Source organism: Diaphorobacter ruginosibacter, assembly GCF_040396215.1.
In the GTDB taxonomy this organism is placed as follows: Bacteria; Pseudomonadota; Gammaproteobacteria; order Burkholderiales; family Burkholderiaceae_C; genus Diaphorobacter_A; species Diaphorobacter_A ruginosibacter_A.
This window is the reverse complement of the sequence record NZ_JBEBOW010000069.1, coordinates 1-18,168: the sequence shown is the minus strand read 5'-3', so window position 1 is coordinate 18,168 and position 18,168 is coordinate 1. Positions and strand designations below refer to the sequence as shown.

Here is an 18,168-nt window from a genome sequence, read left to right as displayed (position 1 = left end):
TCCTGGCCGCACATCCTGGCCGCACGAGCAGTTCACGCATTCCGTAACTGCTATATATTGGGTCCACGTAACACACCACTCAAGAGGACCGCGTGTCGATCAAATCCATTCTGAAATCCACCGTGGCTGCGCTGGCGATCGTTTCTGGCGGGTCGCTTTTCGCGCAGGGCACGCCCATCGATGCAGCGGCGTTTGACGCGCTGGTTGCGCAGGGCCCCGTGGCCAGCGCCGAAGCCATCGCCTCGAGCACCTGGGCCAGCAAGATCAAGCAGGCTGGCACGCTGCGCCTGGGCGGAACGCAAACCTCGAATCTTTTCTCGCTGCTCAACGAGAAAGACGGCAAGGCCCGCGGCTTTGACGCGGGCGTGGCCCAACTCATCACCCGCTACATCCTGGGTGACGCCGCCAAGGCCCAGTTCACGCAGGTGACCTCGTCCACGCGCGAGCAGGTGCTTATCAACGGCCAGGTGGACATGGTGCTCGCCACTTACTCCATCACTCCCGCCCGTGCCGAGAAAATCTCGTTCGCCGGTCCTTACTACACCTCGCAGGCCGGGGTGCTGGTCAAGTCGAACAACAAGGCGATCCAGTCATACAACGATCTGGCCGGCAAGAAGGTCGCCACGCAGGCTGGCTCCACGGGGCCTGCGATCCTGGCGCAGTACGCGCCCAAGGCTGCCGTACAGGAGTTCCAGACGCACCAGGAAGCCCTCGACGCGCTACGCCAGGGGCGCGTGGATGCCTATGTGACCGACTACACGCTGCTGCTCAACGCGCTGAGTCTCGGAACCGGTGACGCGAAGCTGGCGGGAGCGCCCTTCGGCGCGCAGGACCCCTACGGTGTTGGACTGCCCAAGGGCTCGGACGGGGTGGCCTTCGTCAATGCCTTCCTCAAGAAGCTGGAAACCGACGGCACCTGGGCCAGGCTGTGGACCATTTCCATCGGCCAGCGCACAGGCAGCACGGCCGTTCCGACACCGCCCGCCATCCCCTGAACGATGGGCGACGTTTCCAGGCTCCTGACCGACTATGGGTCTGCCTTCGGGCAGGCCCTTTTTCTGACCTGGAAGCTCACGTTCATATCGTTCACGGCCGGTTTCGTGCTGGGCGTGATCGTGACGGTACTTCGGCTCCTGCCACTGCCGCCGCTGCGCTGCGCCCTGACCGTCTACGTCGAGATCTTCCGCAACATTCCCAGCGTGGCGCTGCTGATCTTCATCGTGTTCGCGCTGCCCGATCTCAACATCCTGATCGACTATGAACCCAGCGTGATCCTGACCTTGGCGCTGGTCTGCTCCGCGTTCACGGCGGACTACCTGCGCTCGGGCATCAACACCATTCCCGGCGGCCAGATCGAAGCCGCGCTCAGCCTGGGCATGCGGCCGACGACCGTCATCTCCGCGGTGGTATTGCCGCAGGCGCTGCGCGCGGTGGTGCAGCCGTTGACCTCGCTGCTCATTGCGCTGATGCTGTCGACCTCGCTGGCGTCGCAGGTGCCGTTTCCGGGCAGGGAACTCACCGCGCTCGTGTCCAAGATCGCCAACGATTCCGCCGCCGGCATGGCCGCGTTCGCGGTGGCGGCAGCAATGTACGTGGCGACGGGATTGCTTATCGCCTGGGCTGGCGCTGCCTTGGAAAAGAAGGTGCGGATACTGCGATGAGCCGCTCCGTGGAAGATATTCTTTTTGGCGCTCCAAGCCTCCGTGCGCGGACCGTCATGCGCACCGTGAGCGTGATGGCGGCGGCCGTGCTGCTTCTGCTGGCCGCGGGTATCGTCCTGCGCCTGCATTCCGCCGGGCAGCTCGACGCACGTTTCTGGGAGTTTTTCGCCTGGCCGACAACCTGGGCCTTTCTGGGCAAGGGCCTGATCGGCACGCTGGCATCGGCCGCGATGGCCGCCGTCATAGCGCTGACCCTCGGGCTGGTTCTGCTGGTGGGGCGCCTGGCGCGACCACGGCTCGTACGCTGGCCGAGCGTCGCGGTCATCGAGTTCCTGCGCGGCACGCCGACGCTGCTGCTCATCTATGTGTGCTTTCTGGTGCTTCCGCAGGCCGGAATCAGGCTGAGCACCTACTGGATGCTGACGTTGCCCATCAGCCTGAGCACCGCCGCGGTGGTGGCCGAGGTCTACCGCGCCGGCGTGCTCGCCGTGCCCCGCGGCCAGACCGATGCCGCGCGAAGCCTGGGGATGACGGAAGCCCAGGTTTTCTTCTTCATCGTCTTTCCCCAGGCCCTTCGCTATATCGTCCCGGCACTGGTCGCGCAACTGGTCATCGTGGTCAAGGACACCACCTTCGGCTACGTCGTCACCTATGGCGAACTCATGCAGAACGCCAAGGTGCTCATCGCCAACTACCACTCGCTGGTACCCGTATACCTCGTCGTGGCGGCGCTTTACTGCCTCGTGAATTACGCGATATCCAGAGCGAGCAAACGGCTTGGCGGGCCGATGCACTGATCGCTGCATCACAGCGTCGTTTGCGGGAGCATGATGTCCCCGCTTCAGGCGTGCCCTTCACGAATAACAACCTGAGGAACATCGCCATTGCGGCCACTGATATGCCTTGCGCGCGGAACCCGGGGCGATGCTCCGCCGGTCAGCCCCTGAGGGGGCAGGCGCTCTTCTCGAGCGGCTCGAATGCCTGTGCCTTGGGGATGATCTTGCGGATCTTCAGCAGATCCCATTCGCCCTTGGATTCGGCTGGCTTCTTGGCTTCGGCAAGATACATGTCGTGTGACATCAGGCCGTTCGCCAGAATCCTGCCGTCCTTGGCAAAGAAGTCGTTGATCGGCGTTTCGCGCATCTTGGCCATGACCTTGTCCGCGTCGGCGCTTCCCACTGCCTTCACGGCATTGAGGTAATGCATGGTGGCGGAGTACATCCCGGCTTGAACCATGGTGGGCATCAGCTTGGTCTGTGCGTGGAACTTCCTGCTGAAGGCCCGTGTTTCGTCGTTGTAGTCCCAATAGAACGCGGTGGTGAACTGCAGGCCCTGTGCGGCCTTCAAGCCAATGCCCTTCAGGTCGGTATCGACGATCAGCAGTGGTGCGACGAGCTGCTTGCCCGCGCTCAGGCCAAACTCGGCAGCCTGGCGGATGGAGTTCTGCGTGTCACGGCCCGCGTTGGCAAGTCCGATGACCTGCGCCTTGGACGCTTGAGCCTGGAGCAGGAAAGAGCCGAAGTCGGATGCCGAAAGTGGATGGCGAACCCTGCCCAGTACCTTGCCGCCCATCTGCTCGACCACTGCGGATGCATTGGCTTCGAGCGAGTGACCAAATGCATAGTCCGCGGTGATGAAGAACCAGTCTTTCTTGCCTTCTTCCACGATGGCGCGGGCTGTGCCGTTGGCGAGCGAGTAGGTGTTGTACACGTAGTGGATGCCGTAGGGAGTGCACTGTTTGCCAGTGAGCTCCGTGGTGGCCGAGCCAGCGGCAATGGTGATCTTTTTCTTGTCGAGGCCAAGCTTCTGCAGCGCCAAAGCGGAAGCGGAGTCTGTGGACTCGATGATCATCTCCACGTTGCCTCGGTCCAACCATTCGCGCGCCTTGGTGGATGTGATATCGACCTTGTTCTGGTAGTCCGCGCTGACCACTTCGATGGGGCGGCCCAGAATCGTTCCGCCAAAATCCTGCACTGCCATCTTGACCGCGGCCACACCGCCGGGCCCGCCAATGCCGGCATAGACGCCTGTCATGTCCACGATGGCGCCTACGCGAAATGGCTCTGCCGCGAAGCTGCCGTGTGCCGCGACGGCCGTTGCGGCGGCTGCGACGAGCCGGATTGCGGTTGCTTTCATTGTCTATCTCCTTGCGTTAGTTATCGTGATGAGGCAGTGAGGTGGTTCCATCACTCGCACCTCCTCGTTCGCAACTAACGTGCCAGTATGAATAACCGCCGAATCAGACGCGAGCCGTGATTCTGGTGTTCTTGAAACACAGTCTGACTACACACTTGCATGCAAACATGTAGCCATTGAAGACACATTGGCATGTGGATTGAATGCGCGCGGCCTTTCCGCGTAATTCCATGGCCATGCAAAAAGCCAAGAAAAAAGGCCATGAAACAGGTTCATGGCCTTGAGTGATGTTGGAAGATGCTGCTGACCGGAGGGATCAAGGGCTGTCGAGGTCAATCGTCAGGCGATGTTCAGCACATACTTTCCCGAGGTAATGCCCGAAGATAGCCTGGTCAAAGCGATGCCCGCCTCCTTGAGGTCCAGCTTTTCGGCGATCCCTGGCCTTAACGCGCCCTGCTCGTAGAGTTGGGAAATTCTGCCCAGCGTATCGAGCAGTACGTAGGCACCATGGCTTTCGGTTGAGGCATACACCTGCTGTCTGAGCGATTCGCGCAGATCGAGGGCGGCGAGATCGATCATCCTTTCCGGGTACAAATGGCCGCTCTGGCAGGATCTGATTTTTGCCTTGAACCACCAACACGTCGAGGTAGTTGATGGCTGCCGCGTGTACCGCCATCAGCACATCGTCGTCCCCGATGACTGGCGTGGGCATCTCTCCGATGCCAACTGCATCGGGCGCGACGAACCCGTCAATAACGATGGCTTTCATGTGGAACCCGCTTTCATTGGTTCAACAGGTGGTTGTCGGCCCCCAGCGCAGGTGCGGGTCGTGAATGAACAGGCCCTCGGAAGAGGGCATCCAGGGGCACGGGCAATGCGGGCATCTGCGCGCCATCCGCCGCCGTCACCGTGCGAGAGAACAATCCGCGCGCGTTGAAATGGGCATCGTGCCGCGCTTCTTCCAGGCTCAGCACGCGGCTTGCGCACACATCCTGATTTCTGAAAACATCCTCCCAATGGGCAACAGGATGTTTGGCGATGGCATCCGCGACCGCTGCGATGGCGCTTGCTGGCGAGAGTCCGGCAAGCGCTTCCTCGTTGAGTCCGACAAGGGCCGTGAAGTTGCCCCAGAACTTGTCTTCCAACGGCGCGGCAGCCAGATAAGCGTTGTCGGCAGTGCGGTAGATCTGGTAGCGCGGTGTTCCGCCCGTGACGAGGTCGTCTGCCGTGCGCGGCCAATGACCGAGTGCGCCGTTGCCCAGTCCCCAGTATTGGAGCGTGAAGAGATTGTCGGCCATGGCCACGTCCAGATACATGCCCTTGCCGGTCTGATCTCGCTGGCGCAGCGCCAGCAGGATGTTGATCATCGCTGGATAGGCGCCCCCTGCAATGTCGGCGATAAGTGCCGGAGGCAGCACTGGCGCGCCGTCGCAGCCGGCAGTCAGCGACAGCGTGCCGGATGCGGCGACATAGTTCAGGTCGTGTGCGGCTTCCTTGGCGCGCGGGCCATGCTGGCCAAATCCCGTGATGGAGCAATAGATCAGACGCGGGTTGATCCTGGAGAGCGCTTCATAGCCCAAACCAAGACGATCCATGACGCCGGGCCTGAATTGCTCCATGAGCACGTCCGCCTCTTTCAGGACGGGGGTGAGCAGAGCGAGCGCATCGGGTGATTTCAAATCAATTCCGACAGATTTCTTGCCGCGATTCAACAATACGAAATTGGCGCTGTCCACGCCCGCCCTGGGCTCGTAGGAGCGCATCTCGTCGCCGCGTTCGGGGCGTTCGAGCTTGATCACTTCCGCGCCCGCTTCCGCCAGCAGCAGCGAACACAGCGGGCCGGGAAGCAGGGTGCTGAAATCCAGCACCTTCAGACCTGAGAGAGGTTGAGTCATCTTCTGATCCATCAGATCGTTTGCTCACGCTCTGCTGCGACACGTGCGCGCCGGGCAGGCGCATACGGCTCTTGTCCCAACGCTTCGTGAAGTGCGCTGCTCACTTTGAAGTGGTGCGCGAGGCCCGTGCGCTCGAGCAGCGAAATGGGCCCTTCCGGATAGCCCAGGCCAAGGCACAACGTCTTGTCCAGATCGTCGGCGCTGGCGAGTTTCTCGTCGAGGCGTCTCAACGCGGCGTTGAAGTACGGGCGAACCAGGCGATCGACTATGCGTCCCGGAAAGTCGTTGCATATCACCACGACCAGACCTGCGGCCTGGAACGCCTCCTTTGCCGCGAGCACGGCGGCTTGCGACGTGGCGGGTTGGCGCACCAGTTCAATCAGTTGACTGGGGGCTGCACTGCCCAGCCTGAAGCGTGCGAAGCCGACGACGTTGGAGCCTTCCTTGGCGCGGCTCTCGCCGGTGTGCACGCCAAGACACTCGGTTCCCAACTCGATGGCGACAAAGGTGCGCTGAGCGTGATTCTCACCAGAGGCGAACGCTTTGCCGGCGCCCGCGCCAACATAGACCAGCCCCCCCGCGCCTTGGGTTGCGGACTCCAGAAATGCGTGGCTCTCAGGAAATGAACGGCTTTCACCAGCCTTTGCGATCTCGTAGCTCATTGTCATGCTCCGAACATTTTTGTGTTGCCGTAGGTGTGAAAGCCCACCCCTGTCTTCTTGCCGAGGCGGTTGGCTGCAATCATGCGCCGGACCAGCGGTGGGCAGGCGGCGCGAGATTCCTGCGTGAGTCCGTGCATGGCCTCGCACAGCAGTTTCTGCGTGTCCATGCCTACAAGGTCCAGAAGTTCGAGTGGGCCCATCGGGTAGCCGAGCGCCGTCTTGACGGCGATGTCGATGTCCCGAGGATCGGCGACGCCTTGCTCGACAAGGCGGATCGCATCGTTGTTGAAGGGGATGAGGAAATAGTTGAGGATGAAGCCGGGCGTGTCCTGCGTGGCGACGGGCTTCTGCCCCATTGCTTGCGCGAACTTCCAGGCGGTGTCGAAGGTTTCGGGCGATGTGTTCATGCCAGGAGACATCTCGATCAACTTCATCAACTGCGCTGGCAGGCAGAAATGCATGCCGACGAAGCGATCCGCGCGCCCGCTGCCACCGGCTATCTCCGTGATGGAGATAGTGGATGTATTGGATGCGAAGATGGTCTTCTCGGGACAGTGCTTGTTCAACTCGGAAAAGAGCTGGTGCTTGACTTTGATGTCTTCGAAGATGGCTTCGATCACGAGATCACACCGGGCCATGTCTTCCAGCTTGGTCGTTCCTTCCCACTTTCCCAATGCGGCGGCAGCGCCACCTGCGGGCAACTTGCCGCGCTCTTCTGATTTCTTGAGGAAGGCGCTGGTCTGTTCCTTGGCATGGTCGAGCGCTTCCTGCCGCGTGTCGAACACGATGGTGCGAAAGCCCGCGCGCGCGGCGACGATGGCGATGCCAGCGCCCATCGTCCCCGCGCCCGCCACACCTACTGTCTGAATGTTTGTCATGAGTGTCTCCGTTATTTCCTGAGGAAGCTGCGACCGATGAGCTGGCGGTGCACCTGATTCGTTCCCTCCCAGATTTGCGTGATCTTGGCATCTCGCATCAGGCGCTCCACGCGGTAGTCGTTGCAGTAGCCATAGCCGCCCAGAAGCTGCACGGCGTCGGTGGTGATGCGCATGGCGGCATCGGTCGCGCGCTGTTTGAGCAGCGATGCCTCGATGCCAAAATCCGAGTCGCCGCAATCGACCATGTGCGCCACGCGCCAGAGCCATGATTCGCACAGTGCCAGCTCGCTCGCGAGATCGGCCAGCATGAACTGAATGCCCTGGAATTCCAGAATCCGTTTTCCGGATTGACGGCGTTCATTGATGTATTCCACAGCGTCCTCGAAGGCGGCGCGCGCGATACCGAGCGCATGCGCGGCGACGCTGGGGCGTGAGCGGTTCAGCGAACCAAACAGAATCTGCAGACCTTCGCCCGGATTGCCGATGAGGTTGGCGCGCGGCACGCGGCAGCCGTCGAACGAGAGGCTTGCCGTGCTCGATGCGCGCGTTCCCATCTTGTGCTCGGTGCCCATGACGCGCAGACCGTCCGTGCCTTTTTCGAGAATGAGCACCGAGATCGACTGCTTGGGATCGCTGATCTGCGACCACTTGCCGAAGATCAGGTAGAGATCGGCCACGTCGCCATTGGTGATGAAGGTCTTGCCGCCGTTGATGATGATGTCATCGCCATCCGGGGTAAAGCTGGTGCGCATGCCGGTGGCGTCCGAGCCCGCAGACGGTTCGGTGATGGCGAGCGCTGCCAGGCCGCCTTCGGCGATGCGCGGCAGGAGGCGCGATTTCTGTTCTTCGCTTCCATACTCGATCAACGGCTTGATCGCATGAAAGTTCGTTGCCCAGATGATGCCGGTGGAAGCGCAGGCCTTGGAGATTTCGCGCGCGCAGGCCAGATAGCTGGTGAAGGATAGCTGTGCGCCGCCGTACGCATCGGGAATGAATATGGCATTCAAACCCAATTCGTTGATGGCGCGAACGTTGTCCCACGGGAATTCGGCTGACCGGTCATACGCAGCGGCCCGTGGCGCAATCTGCGTGCAGCACAGTTCCTTGACGCTGTCGAGGAGCATGTTCTCCTCGGAGGTCAATGGCAGGCGTGCATCCATTCGCTCTAGTATGTTCATGTTGATGCCCGAGGTCGTTGAATCAAAGCGCCATGCCCTGGCCGCCGTCGATGTATATGGTCTCGCCAGTCAGGAAACGCCTGGGGAGCTGGAACAGCAGCGCTGCCAGTTGTGCGATGTCGTCGGACTGTCCGGGGCCGCCAGTGGGAATGCGTTTCTTGAGGAACTCCTGCAGCGGTCCCTTGTTGAGGTCTTCACGGTTCAGGTCGGTCTCGATATAGCCGGGTGCGATGTTGACGACGCGGATGCCATCGCGTGCCCATTCCACAGCGAGGCAGCGTGTGATGGCTGCAACCGCCGCCTTGGATGCGCAATACGCCGCGTTGCCGCGAACGCCCAGCTTGTCATAGAACGAACCGATGTTGATGATCAGCGCGGAGCCCGCGTCGCGCAGATGCGTATAGGCGGCCTGGCTGGCGAGCATCACCGCGTTGGCGTTCGTCTGCATCACGCGTTCGAAATCCCGCATCGAAAACGTGGCGGACGGGCCTTGAAGGTGAATGCCTGCATTGTTGATCAACCCCACCAGTGGCTTGCCGAAATGGGTGCGTGCCGCATCCAGCGCGGTGTTCACTGCCGCGGGATCGGTGATGTCGCATTTCAATGCTTGAATGCGGGCCTTGGCGTCGGCGCTCAGCCCGGCATTGGCTGGCATGTCGCCGGAGCGCGAGAGACAAGCCACATGAAAGCCCGCAGCCGCCAATGCGATGGAGATGGCCGCTCCGATGCCGCGGCTCGCGCCGGTGACGATGACGGTTCCTTTGTCTGAATCAGGCATCCTTGAACTCCGGTTTGCGTTTTTCCACGAAGGCAGTCATGCCTTCCACTGCATCCTGGGTCTGGTAGGCCAGGGTGGAGAGATCGGCCTCGATGGCAAGACCTGCCTCCACCGTTGTCTCCATCCCGCGCTCCACGGCTTCGCGCGCGAACTGCGATGCGCACAGGCCGTAGCCGATGAACTCCGACATGAACTGCTTGCCGAGTGTGAGCGGATCTCCATCCTCCACAATGCGGTTCACCAGACCCCAGCGCTCTGCTTCCTTGGCATCCACGGTTCGACCGGACATCACCATTTCGAGCGCTCGCGCTTCTCCAATCAAACGCGGCAGGCGCTGCGTTCCTCCGTATCCGGGAATCAATCCCAGTTTGATTTCCGGCAGCCCCATGCGCGCGCGTTCCGTTGCGATGCGGAAGGTGCATCCCATTGCCAATTCCAGTCCGCCGCCGAATGCATAGCCGTGAATGACGGCAACCGATGGAATGGGCAGTTTGGATATTTTCCCGAATGCGCATTGCCCTAACTGCGCTCCCCTGCGTTGCTCCATCAGGCTGCGATTCATGAGCTCCTTGATGTCGGCGCCTGCGCAGAATGCCTTGTCTCCCGCACCGACGACGATGAGCGCGCGTGCATCGGATGCAGCCACTTCGTCAACGGCGTCCGAGAGAGCCTCGAGCATCTGGAATCGCAGGGCATTGAGTGCGTCGGGACGGTCCAGCGTGATGATTGCGAATACGCCGTCGTAAGAGAGTTTCATCGCCATGCTTCAGGCCTCCGCGTTGGCTTTCGCCTTGAATCGGACGGGTAACGGGGTCAGCTCGCCACGCGCGGTCATATCGACCAGTGAACGCTTCAGTATCTTGCCGCTGGCGGTCAGCGGAAACTGATCCAGACTCATGAAGAACTCGGGCATGTCGTACTTGGATAGTCCCGCTTGCGCCAGATGCCTGAGCATCTGTTGAGGGTCGACCGTTTCGCCAATGCGTGTGACGATCGCAAGGCACACCTTCTCCCCCAGGCGCTCATCCGGTACGGGATAGGCGGCTGCGCGCTCGACCATTGGATGGCGCATGGCCAGCTCTTCGACGCGGGCGGGGTGAATGTTGTGGCCGCCGCGAATGATCAGATCCTTCTTGCGGCCGACGATCTGGATGCAGCCGTTCTCGTCGATGATGCCCAGATCGCCGCTCATGAACCAGCCGTGGATGTTGAACGAGGTTTCGGTAGCGACCTGATTGCTGAAATAACCCAGCATGAGCAGGCCGCCGCGTCCTCCGATCTCGCCGATCTCGCCCACTTCGGCCTCGACGTCGCAGTCTCCCTGTTTCCACAGACGCACTTCATAGCCTCTGCAGGCGCGACCGCATGTGGAGACGATGGTTTCGGACGTGTCCGTGGGAATGGTGTAGTTGTGCGAGCCGTTTTCCGTCATGCCATAGACGTTTTGCGGCGTTACTCCCAACTGCACGAACTTCTGAGCCACATCCCTCGGAATGGCGGAGCCTGCCATGTAGAACGTGCGCACGTCGCCCAGCGTAGTGAGATTGCGATCGCGTGCCGTCTGCAGAATGTCCATGGCATGCGTCGGTACGCCCATCACATAGGTTGCCCCGGTTTCAACAATCCAGTCGAGTGCATTCCTGCCGGGCCGCAGATTGGTCATCACCATCTCGGCGCCGGCCACCAGTGCCTGCTCGAGAGCCACCGTGCCGATATGGTGGCTCATGGGGCTGAGTGTGAGCACCGTGGTGTCCGTGGTGTGGCCCCAGTCGTCAACGAGGGCGCGCCCGTTGGCCAGCAGAGTGTTGTCGCTGTGCATGACGCCCTTGGGCAAGCCTGTCGTCCCCGATGTGAAGGCAAGATAGACGATCTTGTCCGGGTTGAGGTCCGGCGTTGCCAGCGCCGATGGCGGTTGCCTGTCGGGAAATGCCCGTGCGTTGCCAGGCGCCAGCGCGATCGCACCTTGCGTATGGGGCAGGGTGTACATGGTGGTCATGGTGGGGATCTGCCCCATCTTGTCGAAGATGGAGTGCTTGTCGGAATCGGCGCCATAACCCGGCATTGCAAACAGCGCCCGGCACTGAATGCGGTTGAGCAAGGTGCAGATTTCCTCGACCGTGTAGTTCTGATGCAGCGATGGGCAGCACACGTAGCCGTTGCGCGAGCACGCCAGAAACACGATCGTGGCCTGAACCACGTTGGGCAGCCAGATGCCCACGCGGTCGCCTGGCTTCAGGCCTTGGCGGTGCAGCGACTCGGCCACGCTGTCCACCCAGTCGATGACCTCGCGCCATGTCAGGCGCACGTCCGCATCGCGTAGCGCGCAGGATGTGGGGCGCTCGCGCGAATGGCGGCGAGCCAGGGTGTAGAGCGTTTCCTGCTGCCAGATGCCGGACAGGTAGTAGTCGCGCGCATTCTGCGGGTTGTGAAGGGTCAGGATGTTCTGCATGGTCTTCCCCAGGCGCTTCAGTGCCCGAACCTGGATGCGTCTGGCTTGCGGCGTTCGGCGAAGGAGGCGGCGAGTTCGTCGTGTTCTTCGGTCTTGAGATAGCCGCGCAGCAGCAGATCGTGGGCCATGCGCGAAAGGCCGGATACGCCGCCATGCTTGGCGTTGAATGCCGCCTTCACCGCCGCCAGTGCAAACGCGCCACGGTCTGCGATCTCCAGCGCGAGCTTGCGGGTTGCGTCCTTCAGTTCGCCATCAGGCACGACGTGGTTGACGAGGCCCCATTGCTGCGCCTCGCGGGCCGTCAGCTTGGGGTTGCGGTACCACATCTCCTTGGCGCGCTTCTTGCCAATCAGGTCTTCCAGATACCAGGTACCGTAGCCCGCATCGAAACTGCCCACCATCGGCCCGACCTGACGGAACACTGCGCTTTCCTTGGCGATGGTGATATCGCACACTACCTGCAGCACATTGCCGCCACCCACCGCGAAGCCGTTGACCGAAGCAATCACGGGCTTTTGCAGACGGTCGATGCTTTCATACATCTCCAATGTCGGAAGCACGCCTGCGTAGAGCGTGGAGTCTTCCATGCCGTCCTTGCGCCCGCCTGTGCAGAAGAACTTGTCGCCAGCGCCGGTGATCACGATGACGCGGGTGCGCGTTTCACGGCGGATCCCGTTGATGCAATCACGAATCTCGTGGCACATGGTTTCCGTGAACATGTTGCCGTCGTGAGGGCGGTTCAGGGTGATGGTGCCGATGGGGCCGTTTTCTTCGTAGAGGATTTCTGTGTAGGACATGTTGTCTCCTTGTTAGATGATTGCTGTCTGTGCGAGTCGGGCGATGGAAGCGCTCGACATGGAAAGTGTTTCCTTGAGAATCCGCTCTGTGTCCTGTCCCAACGTAGGCGGAGCATTGCGCAGCACGGAGGAGTCACCGTCAAAGCGGACACCAAGACCCACCTGAGGCACGAGGCCCTTCTCGCCCTGCGTGGAGAAGAATAGACCGCTGTCCAGCAAAGGAGCATCCTCCACCAATTGGTCGATGCTGTTGATGGGGCCCGAGGGAATGCGGTGCAGTTCAAACAGGGCGAGCCAGTGATTGCGCGATTGCGTGAGCAGCAGCGCAGCGATGTCCTTGACGATGGTGGCTCGCTTCATGCGGCGCAGCGCGTTGGTTTCAAAACCCGTGCGCTTTGCGTATTCAGGATCGCCAACTGCCGTCCAGAAGCGCTGCCAAATTGCGTCGTTGCCCAAGCCCAGGGTAATTGGATCGTCCAAGGTGCTGAAGACCTGATAGATGGCGATGACCGAATCGGTTCCGCCAGAGCGGCGAGGCGCTTCCCGGGACCCTAGGTAGGGAACGATGCGCGGCGCCATGAAACGCGACATCGTCGCCACCATGGATACGTCGATCTGCTTGCCCACGCCAGTTTTCGTACGCTCGATGAGCGCGGCCATCGCCGCCATGGCAATATCCTGGCCTGCCAGGAGATCGGCTGCCGGCGTGCCGACCTTCTGCGGGGGGCCATCCGCTTCGCCGGTCAGATCCATCACACCGGAATATCCTTCCGCGATCAGGTCGTAGCAGGGCAGGTCCGCACGCGATCCGCTCAGGCCAAAGCCTGTGACCGATACATGGATCAGCTTGGAGTTGATCTGTTTGAGCGTGGCGTAATCGAGTCCCAGTTTGGTTTGAATGCGCTGGGTGGAATTCAGCACCACCACATCGGCGACACGTACAAGTTCGTGGACCAGATGACGGGCATCGGGATGCGACAGGTCCAGAGTCATGCTTTGCTTATTGCGGTTGATGCTCAGGAACCAGAGCGATTCTCCATCGAGGAAGGGAGGTCCCCAGCTTCTCGCATCATCACCGCCCTTGCGCTTTTCGATTTTGATGACTTCCGCGCCCAGGTCGGCCAGAAGCAATGTGCCGTATGGGCCAGCCACGGAGGTCGTGAAATCGAGGACCCGAACGCCATTCAGGCATTGCAGTCCGGGTCCGGACCTTGCGAGAGGGAGCGTCTTCAGTAAATCCATGTCGTGTTGTCTCTTATGTTGTTCAACACGCAAATGCAAAGGATGTGCCAACAGTTGGCGCGTTATTTGCGATGCTTCCTTCGCCGCGGAAAGCTCAATGAAATCTATGGCTTATGCGCAGGAAATCGCCTGGGCGCTGCATTTTCTTCCTAGAATGAAAGTGTCTTTGCAGTGTCTTCCAGGGAATTTTTGCAAAGGCAAATGTGTCCTTGAAAAAGACACTGGCGCAAAGAAATACAAATGGTGGAGACATGACACGTGAATCAGAAGGGGTCCTCGTGCTGGACTTGGATGGCAATACATGTTTTGCCAGCGGAATTGGGCGCGACTCATCGGTGACTGCGTCGCTCAGAAACCTGTGGCGTAATCGAGATCGCGTGCCGCTCAAACGGCTGGCCGCACTGACAGACCTGGAGCGCCCGTTGACCGTGGCCTCTATCCCCTCGCGCGATTCAGTGTGTTTCCTGATTTTTGTGGTTCAGGAGGCTGATGAGTTGAGTGAGTTCCTGGCCAGCGTGGAGGCGGCTCCAGACATTCTCCGCCACTTCGTGACCGACCCTTACAAAGCGATTGTGGTGGTGGACCCCAAAGCGCGAATTTCCTACATGAGCGCGGTGCACGAGAAATTCTTTGGCTTGAAGCATGGAGAAGGGATAGGCAAGAACGTCACCGAAGTCATCGAGAACACCAAGTTGCAGGAGGTCGTCGCCACGGGAAGAGCCCAGGTCGCGCAGTTGCAGGAAATGAATGGTGTTACGCGCGTTGTGTCGCGGCTACCGATCTACGATCGCAGCAAGCGGCTGGTGGCGGCCATTGGGCAAGTGATGTTCAAAGGCCCGGAAACCATGCAGGAACTCTCGGTCGAGCTGGCCAAGGTGCGGCAGGAATTGGACTTCTTCAAGCGGGAACTTTCGGGGATCCGGAACCGGAGCTACGGCCTGGACCAGATTGTGGGAAGCAGCGAGGCTGTTCGTCGTCTGAAAGAAGACATCGTACGCGTTGCACGCCTCGATGTTCCCGTCCTGCTGACCGGAGAAAGCGGTACGGGCAAGGAGATGGTGGCGCATGCCATCCACATGCTCAGTCCACGCAACGACAAGCCGCTGATATTGGTGAACTCCGCTGCCATGCCCGCCAATCTGGTCGAAAGTGAATTGTTCGGCTATGAGCCCGGCGCGTTTACCGGAGCCGACAGGAAAGGGCGAAAAGGCAAGTTCGAGGCAGCGAATACGGGGACATTGTTCCTTGATGAAATCGGCGACATGCCGATGGATATGCAGGTAAAGATGCTGCGCGTTCTGCAGGATGGACACTTCGAGCGCGTTGGTGGAGACAAGGCACGCTATTCCGATTTTCGGCTCATCTCGGCCAGCAATCGTGACTTCAAGGCCATGATTGGCGATTCCACGTTCCGGCTGGATCTGTTCTACCGTATCAGTACCGTGACCTTGCGCCTGCCGCCTTTGCGTGAGCGCCTGGAGGACATTCCCGAACTGGCGGATACTTTTCTGGAAGCGTTCGCCTTGCGCCACGGCGCTGCGCGCAAATCCATCTCCGAAGCGGCCATTCGCTTTTTGCAGTCCAGCGCATGGCCGGGTAACATCCGCCAGCTTCAGCACGCCATTGAGCGCGCGGCCATCTTCTGCGATGGCATGATTCTGAATGTGGAGGACTTCGAGGGGCTGGAAGTCTCGGAGAGAGTTCAGGGCAAGGAGGCTGGAGCGCTCAACGTGACATCGGTGGAGAAGTGGTCCTCCGATGTTCGCGGCGCGAAGGAGCGTGTCGAGTCCGAATTGATCCTGGATGCGATGAGGCGAACCGGAGGCAACAAGAAACGTGTTGCCGAAGAGTTGGGAATTTCCCGCTCCTACCTCTACAAACGCCTGGCGATGCTCGCCAGCGACAACTGGGATTCGGTAAAGGCTGGATAGTCGGGATCCTCCGGGATGAACGGCCATGGCCCGCTGGGCGGCTGTCCTTGAAGGCTGGAATCGACATGGGGGCCGGACTTCCTGGATCGCTTGGAGAAGAGGATGTTCGTGAAGCCGAGCGAGCAGACCTCATTCGAGTACACCTTAAAGCTTGCTACGCCGACTACGATAGGGCTAAAGATGCCCTGAGCAAACTGGGTACTGGAAGACGGGTAGCCATTGGTAAATGAACGGGGAAGCAACAGCAGTTTATCCCTGGCTTATCCCCGAGTATCGAAGCGCTATGTCTAAGTGCTTGATTTGTAGGAGAAATTTTGGAGCGGGTGATGGGAACAAAATCTAGCATTCGACCCATTGATTAATAAATAATTTTCCCAGTCCAGATAACCAGTTTGGGCCAGAAATAGTACCAGTTTGATGCCTGTTGGCAAGTTCTAGCCATAGGCCCATAATTTCGCTATCATAGACAAATATAGGATTTTTTGTCTTTAATAGCGAACATGCCGCGCAAACCTCCCGTTGTCTTTCCCCAAGAGCAGCGCCTGCTCTCCGAGCTGGGCGAACGGCTACGCCTTGCCCGCAAGAGGCGCAAGCTGAGCAACGCGGTGGTGGCCCAGCGTGCGGGGGTTTCCAGAACCACCGTGTACAAAGTCGAGGCCGGCGATCCGGGTGCAACCCTGGGGGCCTATATCAGGGTGCTGGCCGTGCTGGGCCTCGAAGGCGATCTCAATTTGCTGGCCGACGACGACCGGATCGGGCGCAAGCTGCAGGATCTGGCGCTGGAGTCGCCATCAGACGCCAGCCGCCGAAAGGTCCCCTCTTCGCCGGCCCAGAATCGCGAGGGGTCTGTATGAGCAAGCAGGACAATGCCCTGGAAGTCTGGCTGGCCGATAACCTCGGCCCTCCATGCCTGGTCGGCACGCTGGCTCATGACCGTGGCCAGATCCGCTTCCACTATGAACGGGACTGGCTCAAGGACCTTCGCGCCTTTGCGCTGGACCCCGATCTCTCCCTGGACGAGCACCCCTTCTTTCCGAAGCCGGAACTGGGCAACTTCGGAATCTTCCTGGACTCATCGCCGGACCGCTGGGGCCAAACGCTCATGAAGCGCCGCGAGGCGCTGCAGGCCAAAGACGAGAAGCGGCCGCCCCGCACGCTCTACGCCTGGGACTTCCTCATCGGCGTACAGGACCAGACCCGTCAGGGCGCATTGCGCTTTCGCCGGCCGGGCACGGAAACCTTCCTTGGTGACGAGAAGATGGCGGCGCCTCCGGTGACGACCTTGCGCGAACTGGAAGCGGTGGCCTATCAGCTCAGCAACCGGCGCATCGACGACCTCGATGCCCTGCGCAAGTGGCTGGCCGTGCTTGTCGCGCCGGGTGCCTCGTTGGGCGGAGCCAGGCCGAAGGCCAACTTCACGGAGGCCGACAGCTCACTCTGGATCGCCAAGTTTCCCGCCCGTGATGACGACCGGGATGTTGGGGCGTGGGAGTACGCGGTTCACCAACTGGCCCGGAAAGCTGGCGTGGATGTACCACCGGCGAGGCTGATCAGGCTGGGCAAAGACTTCCACACCTTCTGCGTGCGCCGGTTCGATCGCGCGCAGGGTACGCGGCGCTTCTATGCCTCGGCGATGACTCTGCTGCGCAAGACGCAGAGCGAGGGCACGAGCTACCTGGAACTGGCCCAGTTCATCCGGGCCCAGGGCGATGCGGAGCATGCGGATGCAGACCTGGCACAGTTATTTCGACGCGTGGCATTCAACGTTGCGGTCGGAAATCGGGACGATCACTTGCGCAACCATGGCTTCGTGCTTGGCAAAACCGGGTGGCGCCTCGCGCCAGCGTTTGATGTCAACCCGAACATCGACAAGGCAGAGCATGTCCTGAACATCGACGATGTCGACAACCGGCCGAGCCTGGAGACGGTTCTCGGCACGGCGGCGTTCTACGGGCTTGGTGACGGCCCTGCTCGGCAGGCGGCGGAGGAAGTGGCAGCGGCGGTCGATGGCTGGCAGGACGCTGCGCGCAGGGCTGGCATCTCAGGCGCGGACATTGATCTCACGGCGGGGGCTTTCTCGGCTCATGCGGCGTTTCGTACGCGGTAGGGTAGACGGTGACTTTGTGGAAGAAACCGAGAAAAATGATGTCCGCACAACACGTAGTCAGCGCAGGTAAATTCAGCCGCATTGAGATACTCAAAAAGACTAGATTCAAGTGAAGATGACCTCAGAGTTCCTAGGCGCACGGGCGTCAAATGCTGGCGACGATTTCCACGAGCTCTGGGCCGCGAGGCACGCCATTCGCCTGCTTTCCGGTGAGGACGATCTACAGGCCATCACTCTCGAGGGTGTTGCCGCAGAAGACGAAACAGGGGCTCCAAACGGAACCTGGGATGCTGTCGACTGCGCTCTTTACTTCGGTAGTGAGAATTGCGAGCAAGCGACACGGGTCGTGATTGAGCAGTTCAAATACTCCGCAGCGGCACCCACAACTCCTTGGACGGTCGCTCGATTTAGCTATGCCCCGAAACCGGGCCAGTCAGTTCTCGGCAAGCTTGCC

At 60.5% G+C, this 18,168-nt stretch carries 18 protein-coding genes; 7 read left to right on the top strand and 11 right to left on the bottom strand.

Annotation, left to right across the window (positions count from 1 at the left end):
- Nucleotides 1-92: 92 nt before the first annotated feature.
- From ABWP92_RS10240 to ABWP92_RS10230, 3 genes are read left to right on the top strand one after another with little or no spacing between them, the layout of a single operon-like run.
- Nucleotides 93-995: a glutamate ABC transporter substrate-binding protein gene (locus ABWP92_RS10240; protein WP_353235274.1), complete on the top strand. Its 903-nt coding sequence runs from the start codon at nucleotides 93-95 to the stop codon at nucleotides 993-995.
- A gap of 3 nt (nucleotides 996-998) precedes the next feature.
- Nucleotides 999-1,661 carry an ABC transporter permease subunit gene (locus ABWP92_RS10235; RefSeq protein WP_353235273.1) on the top strand — a complete coding sequence of 221 codons (663 nt, stop codon included), beginning with the start codon at nucleotides 999-1,001 and terminating at the stop codon, nucleotides 1,659-1,661.
- Entirely contained in the window at nucleotides 1,658-2,458 is an 801-nt protein-coding gene (locus ABWP92_RS10230) for an amino acid ABC transporter permease (RefSeq protein WP_353235272.1), read from the top strand. Before ABWP92_RS10235 ends, ABWP92_RS10230 begins: the two co-directional genes overlap by 4 nt.
- 139 nt (nucleotides 2,459-2,597) lie before the next feature.
- Here ABWP92_RS10230 and ABWP92_RS10225 read toward each other — a convergent pair whose 3' ends face one another.
- The 11 genes from ABWP92_RS10225 to ABWP92_RS10175 form a co-directional block, all read right to left on the bottom strand.
- Nucleotides 2,598-3,797 (bottom strand): ABC transporter substrate-binding protein, encoded by a 1,200-nt coding sequence (locus ABWP92_RS10225; RefSeq protein ID WP_353235271.1) that lies wholly within the window; start codon nucleotides 3,795-3,797, stop codon nucleotides 2,598-2,600.
- Nucleotides 3,798-4,136: 339 nt separating this feature from the next.
- Nucleotides 4,137-4,376 (bottom strand): zinc-binding dehydrogenase, encoded by a 240-nt coding sequence (locus tag ABWP92_RS10220; RefSeq protein ID WP_353235270.1) that lies wholly within the window; start codon nucleotides 4,374-4,376, stop codon nucleotides 4,137-4,139.
- 203 nt (nucleotides 4,377-4,579) lie between these two features.
- Nucleotides 4,580-5,692 carry a CaiB/BaiF CoA transferase family protein gene (locus tag ABWP92_RS10215; RefSeq protein WP_353235269.1) on the bottom strand — a complete coding sequence of 371 codons (1,113 nt, stop codon included), beginning with the start codon at nucleotides 5,690-5,692 and terminating at the stop codon, nucleotides 4,580-4,582.
- Nucleotides 5,693-5,703: 11 nt separating this feature from the next.
- Nucleotides 5,704-6,354 carry a 3-hydroxyacyl-CoA dehydrogenase family protein gene (locus ABWP92_RS10210; RefSeq protein WP_353235268.1) on the bottom strand — a complete coding sequence of 217 codons (651 nt, stop codon included), beginning with the start codon at nucleotides 6,352-6,354 and terminating at the stop codon, nucleotides 5,704-5,706.
- Nucleotides 6,355-6,356: 2 nt separating this feature from the next.
- Nucleotides 6,357-7,232, bottom strand: a complete 876-nt coding sequence (locus ABWP92_RS10205; protein WP_353235267.1) for a 3-hydroxyacyl-CoA dehydrogenase family protein — start codon at nucleotides 7,230-7,232, stop codon at nucleotides 6,357-6,359.
- A gap of 11 nt (nucleotides 7,233-7,243) precedes the next feature.
- Entirely contained in the window at nucleotides 7,244-8,410 is a 1,167-nt protein-coding gene (locus tag ABWP92_RS10200; RefSeq protein ID WP_353235266.1) for an acyl-CoA dehydrogenase family protein, read from the bottom strand.
- Between the two features lie 22 nt (nucleotides 8,411-8,432).
- On the bottom strand, nucleotides 8,433-9,188 hold the full coding sequence (locus tag ABWP92_RS10195) for an SDR family NAD(P)-dependent oxidoreductase (RefSeq protein WP_353235265.1): 756 nt from the start codon (nucleotides 9,186-9,188) through the stop codon (nucleotides 8,433-8,435).
- On the bottom strand, nucleotides 9,181-9,951 hold the full coding sequence (locus ABWP92_RS10190; RefSeq protein ID WP_353235264.1) for an enoyl-CoA hydratase/isomerase family protein: 771 nt from the start codon (nucleotides 9,949-9,951) through the stop codon (nucleotides 9,181-9,183). Before ABWP92_RS10190 ends, ABWP92_RS10195 begins: the two co-directional genes overlap by 8 nt.
- Before the next feature lie 3 nt (nucleotides 9,952-9,954).
- Nucleotides 9,955-11,637, bottom strand: coding sequence for a class I adenylate-forming enzyme family protein (locus tag ABWP92_RS10185; RefSeq protein WP_353235263.1), 1,683 nt, complete (start codon nucleotides 11,635-11,637; stop codon nucleotides 9,955-9,957).
- 17 nt (nucleotides 11,638-11,654) lie between these two features.
- Nucleotides 11,655-12,434: an enoyl-CoA hydratase-related protein gene (locus ABWP92_RS10180; protein ID WP_353235262.1), complete on the bottom strand. Its 780-nt coding sequence runs from the start codon at nucleotides 12,432-12,434 to the stop codon at nucleotides 11,655-11,657.
- A 12-nt stretch (nucleotides 12,435-12,446) separates the two neighbouring features.
- Nucleotides 12,447-13,676 (bottom strand): CaiB/BaiF CoA transferase family protein, encoded by a 1,230-nt coding sequence (locus tag ABWP92_RS10175; protein ID WP_353235261.1) that lies wholly within the window; start codon nucleotides 13,674-13,676, stop codon nucleotides 12,447-12,449.
- Nucleotides 13,677-13,927: 251 nt separating this feature from the next.
- Here ABWP92_RS10175 and ABWP92_RS10170 point away from each other — a divergent pair, with 251 nt between their 5' ends.
- The 4 genes from ABWP92_RS10170 to ABWP92_RS10155 form a co-directional block, all read left to right on the top strand.
- Nucleotides 13,928-15,607, top strand: a complete 1,680-nt coding sequence (locus tag ABWP92_RS10170; protein ID WP_502907499.1) for a sigma-54 interaction domain-containing protein — start codon at nucleotides 13,928-13,930, stop codon at nucleotides 15,605-15,607.
- Between the two features lie 500 nt (nucleotides 15,608-16,107).
- A complete protein-coding gene (locus ABWP92_RS10165; RefSeq protein ID WP_353235259.1) occupies nucleotides 16,108-16,461 on the top strand; it encodes a helix-turn-helix domain-containing protein in 354 nt (117 codons plus the stop codon).
- Nucleotides 16,458-17,714: a type II toxin-antitoxin system HipA family toxin gene (locus ABWP92_RS10160; RefSeq protein WP_353235258.1), complete on the top strand. Its 1,257-nt coding sequence runs from the start codon at nucleotides 16,458-16,460 to the stop codon at nucleotides 17,712-17,714. Before ABWP92_RS10165 ends, ABWP92_RS10160 begins: the two co-directional genes overlap by 4 nt.
- A gap of 115 nt (nucleotides 17,715-17,829) precedes the next feature.
- The coding region (locus ABWP92_RS10155) for a hypothetical protein (RefSeq protein WP_353235257.1) at nucleotides 17,830-18,168 on the top strand (339 nt) is incomplete at its 3' end.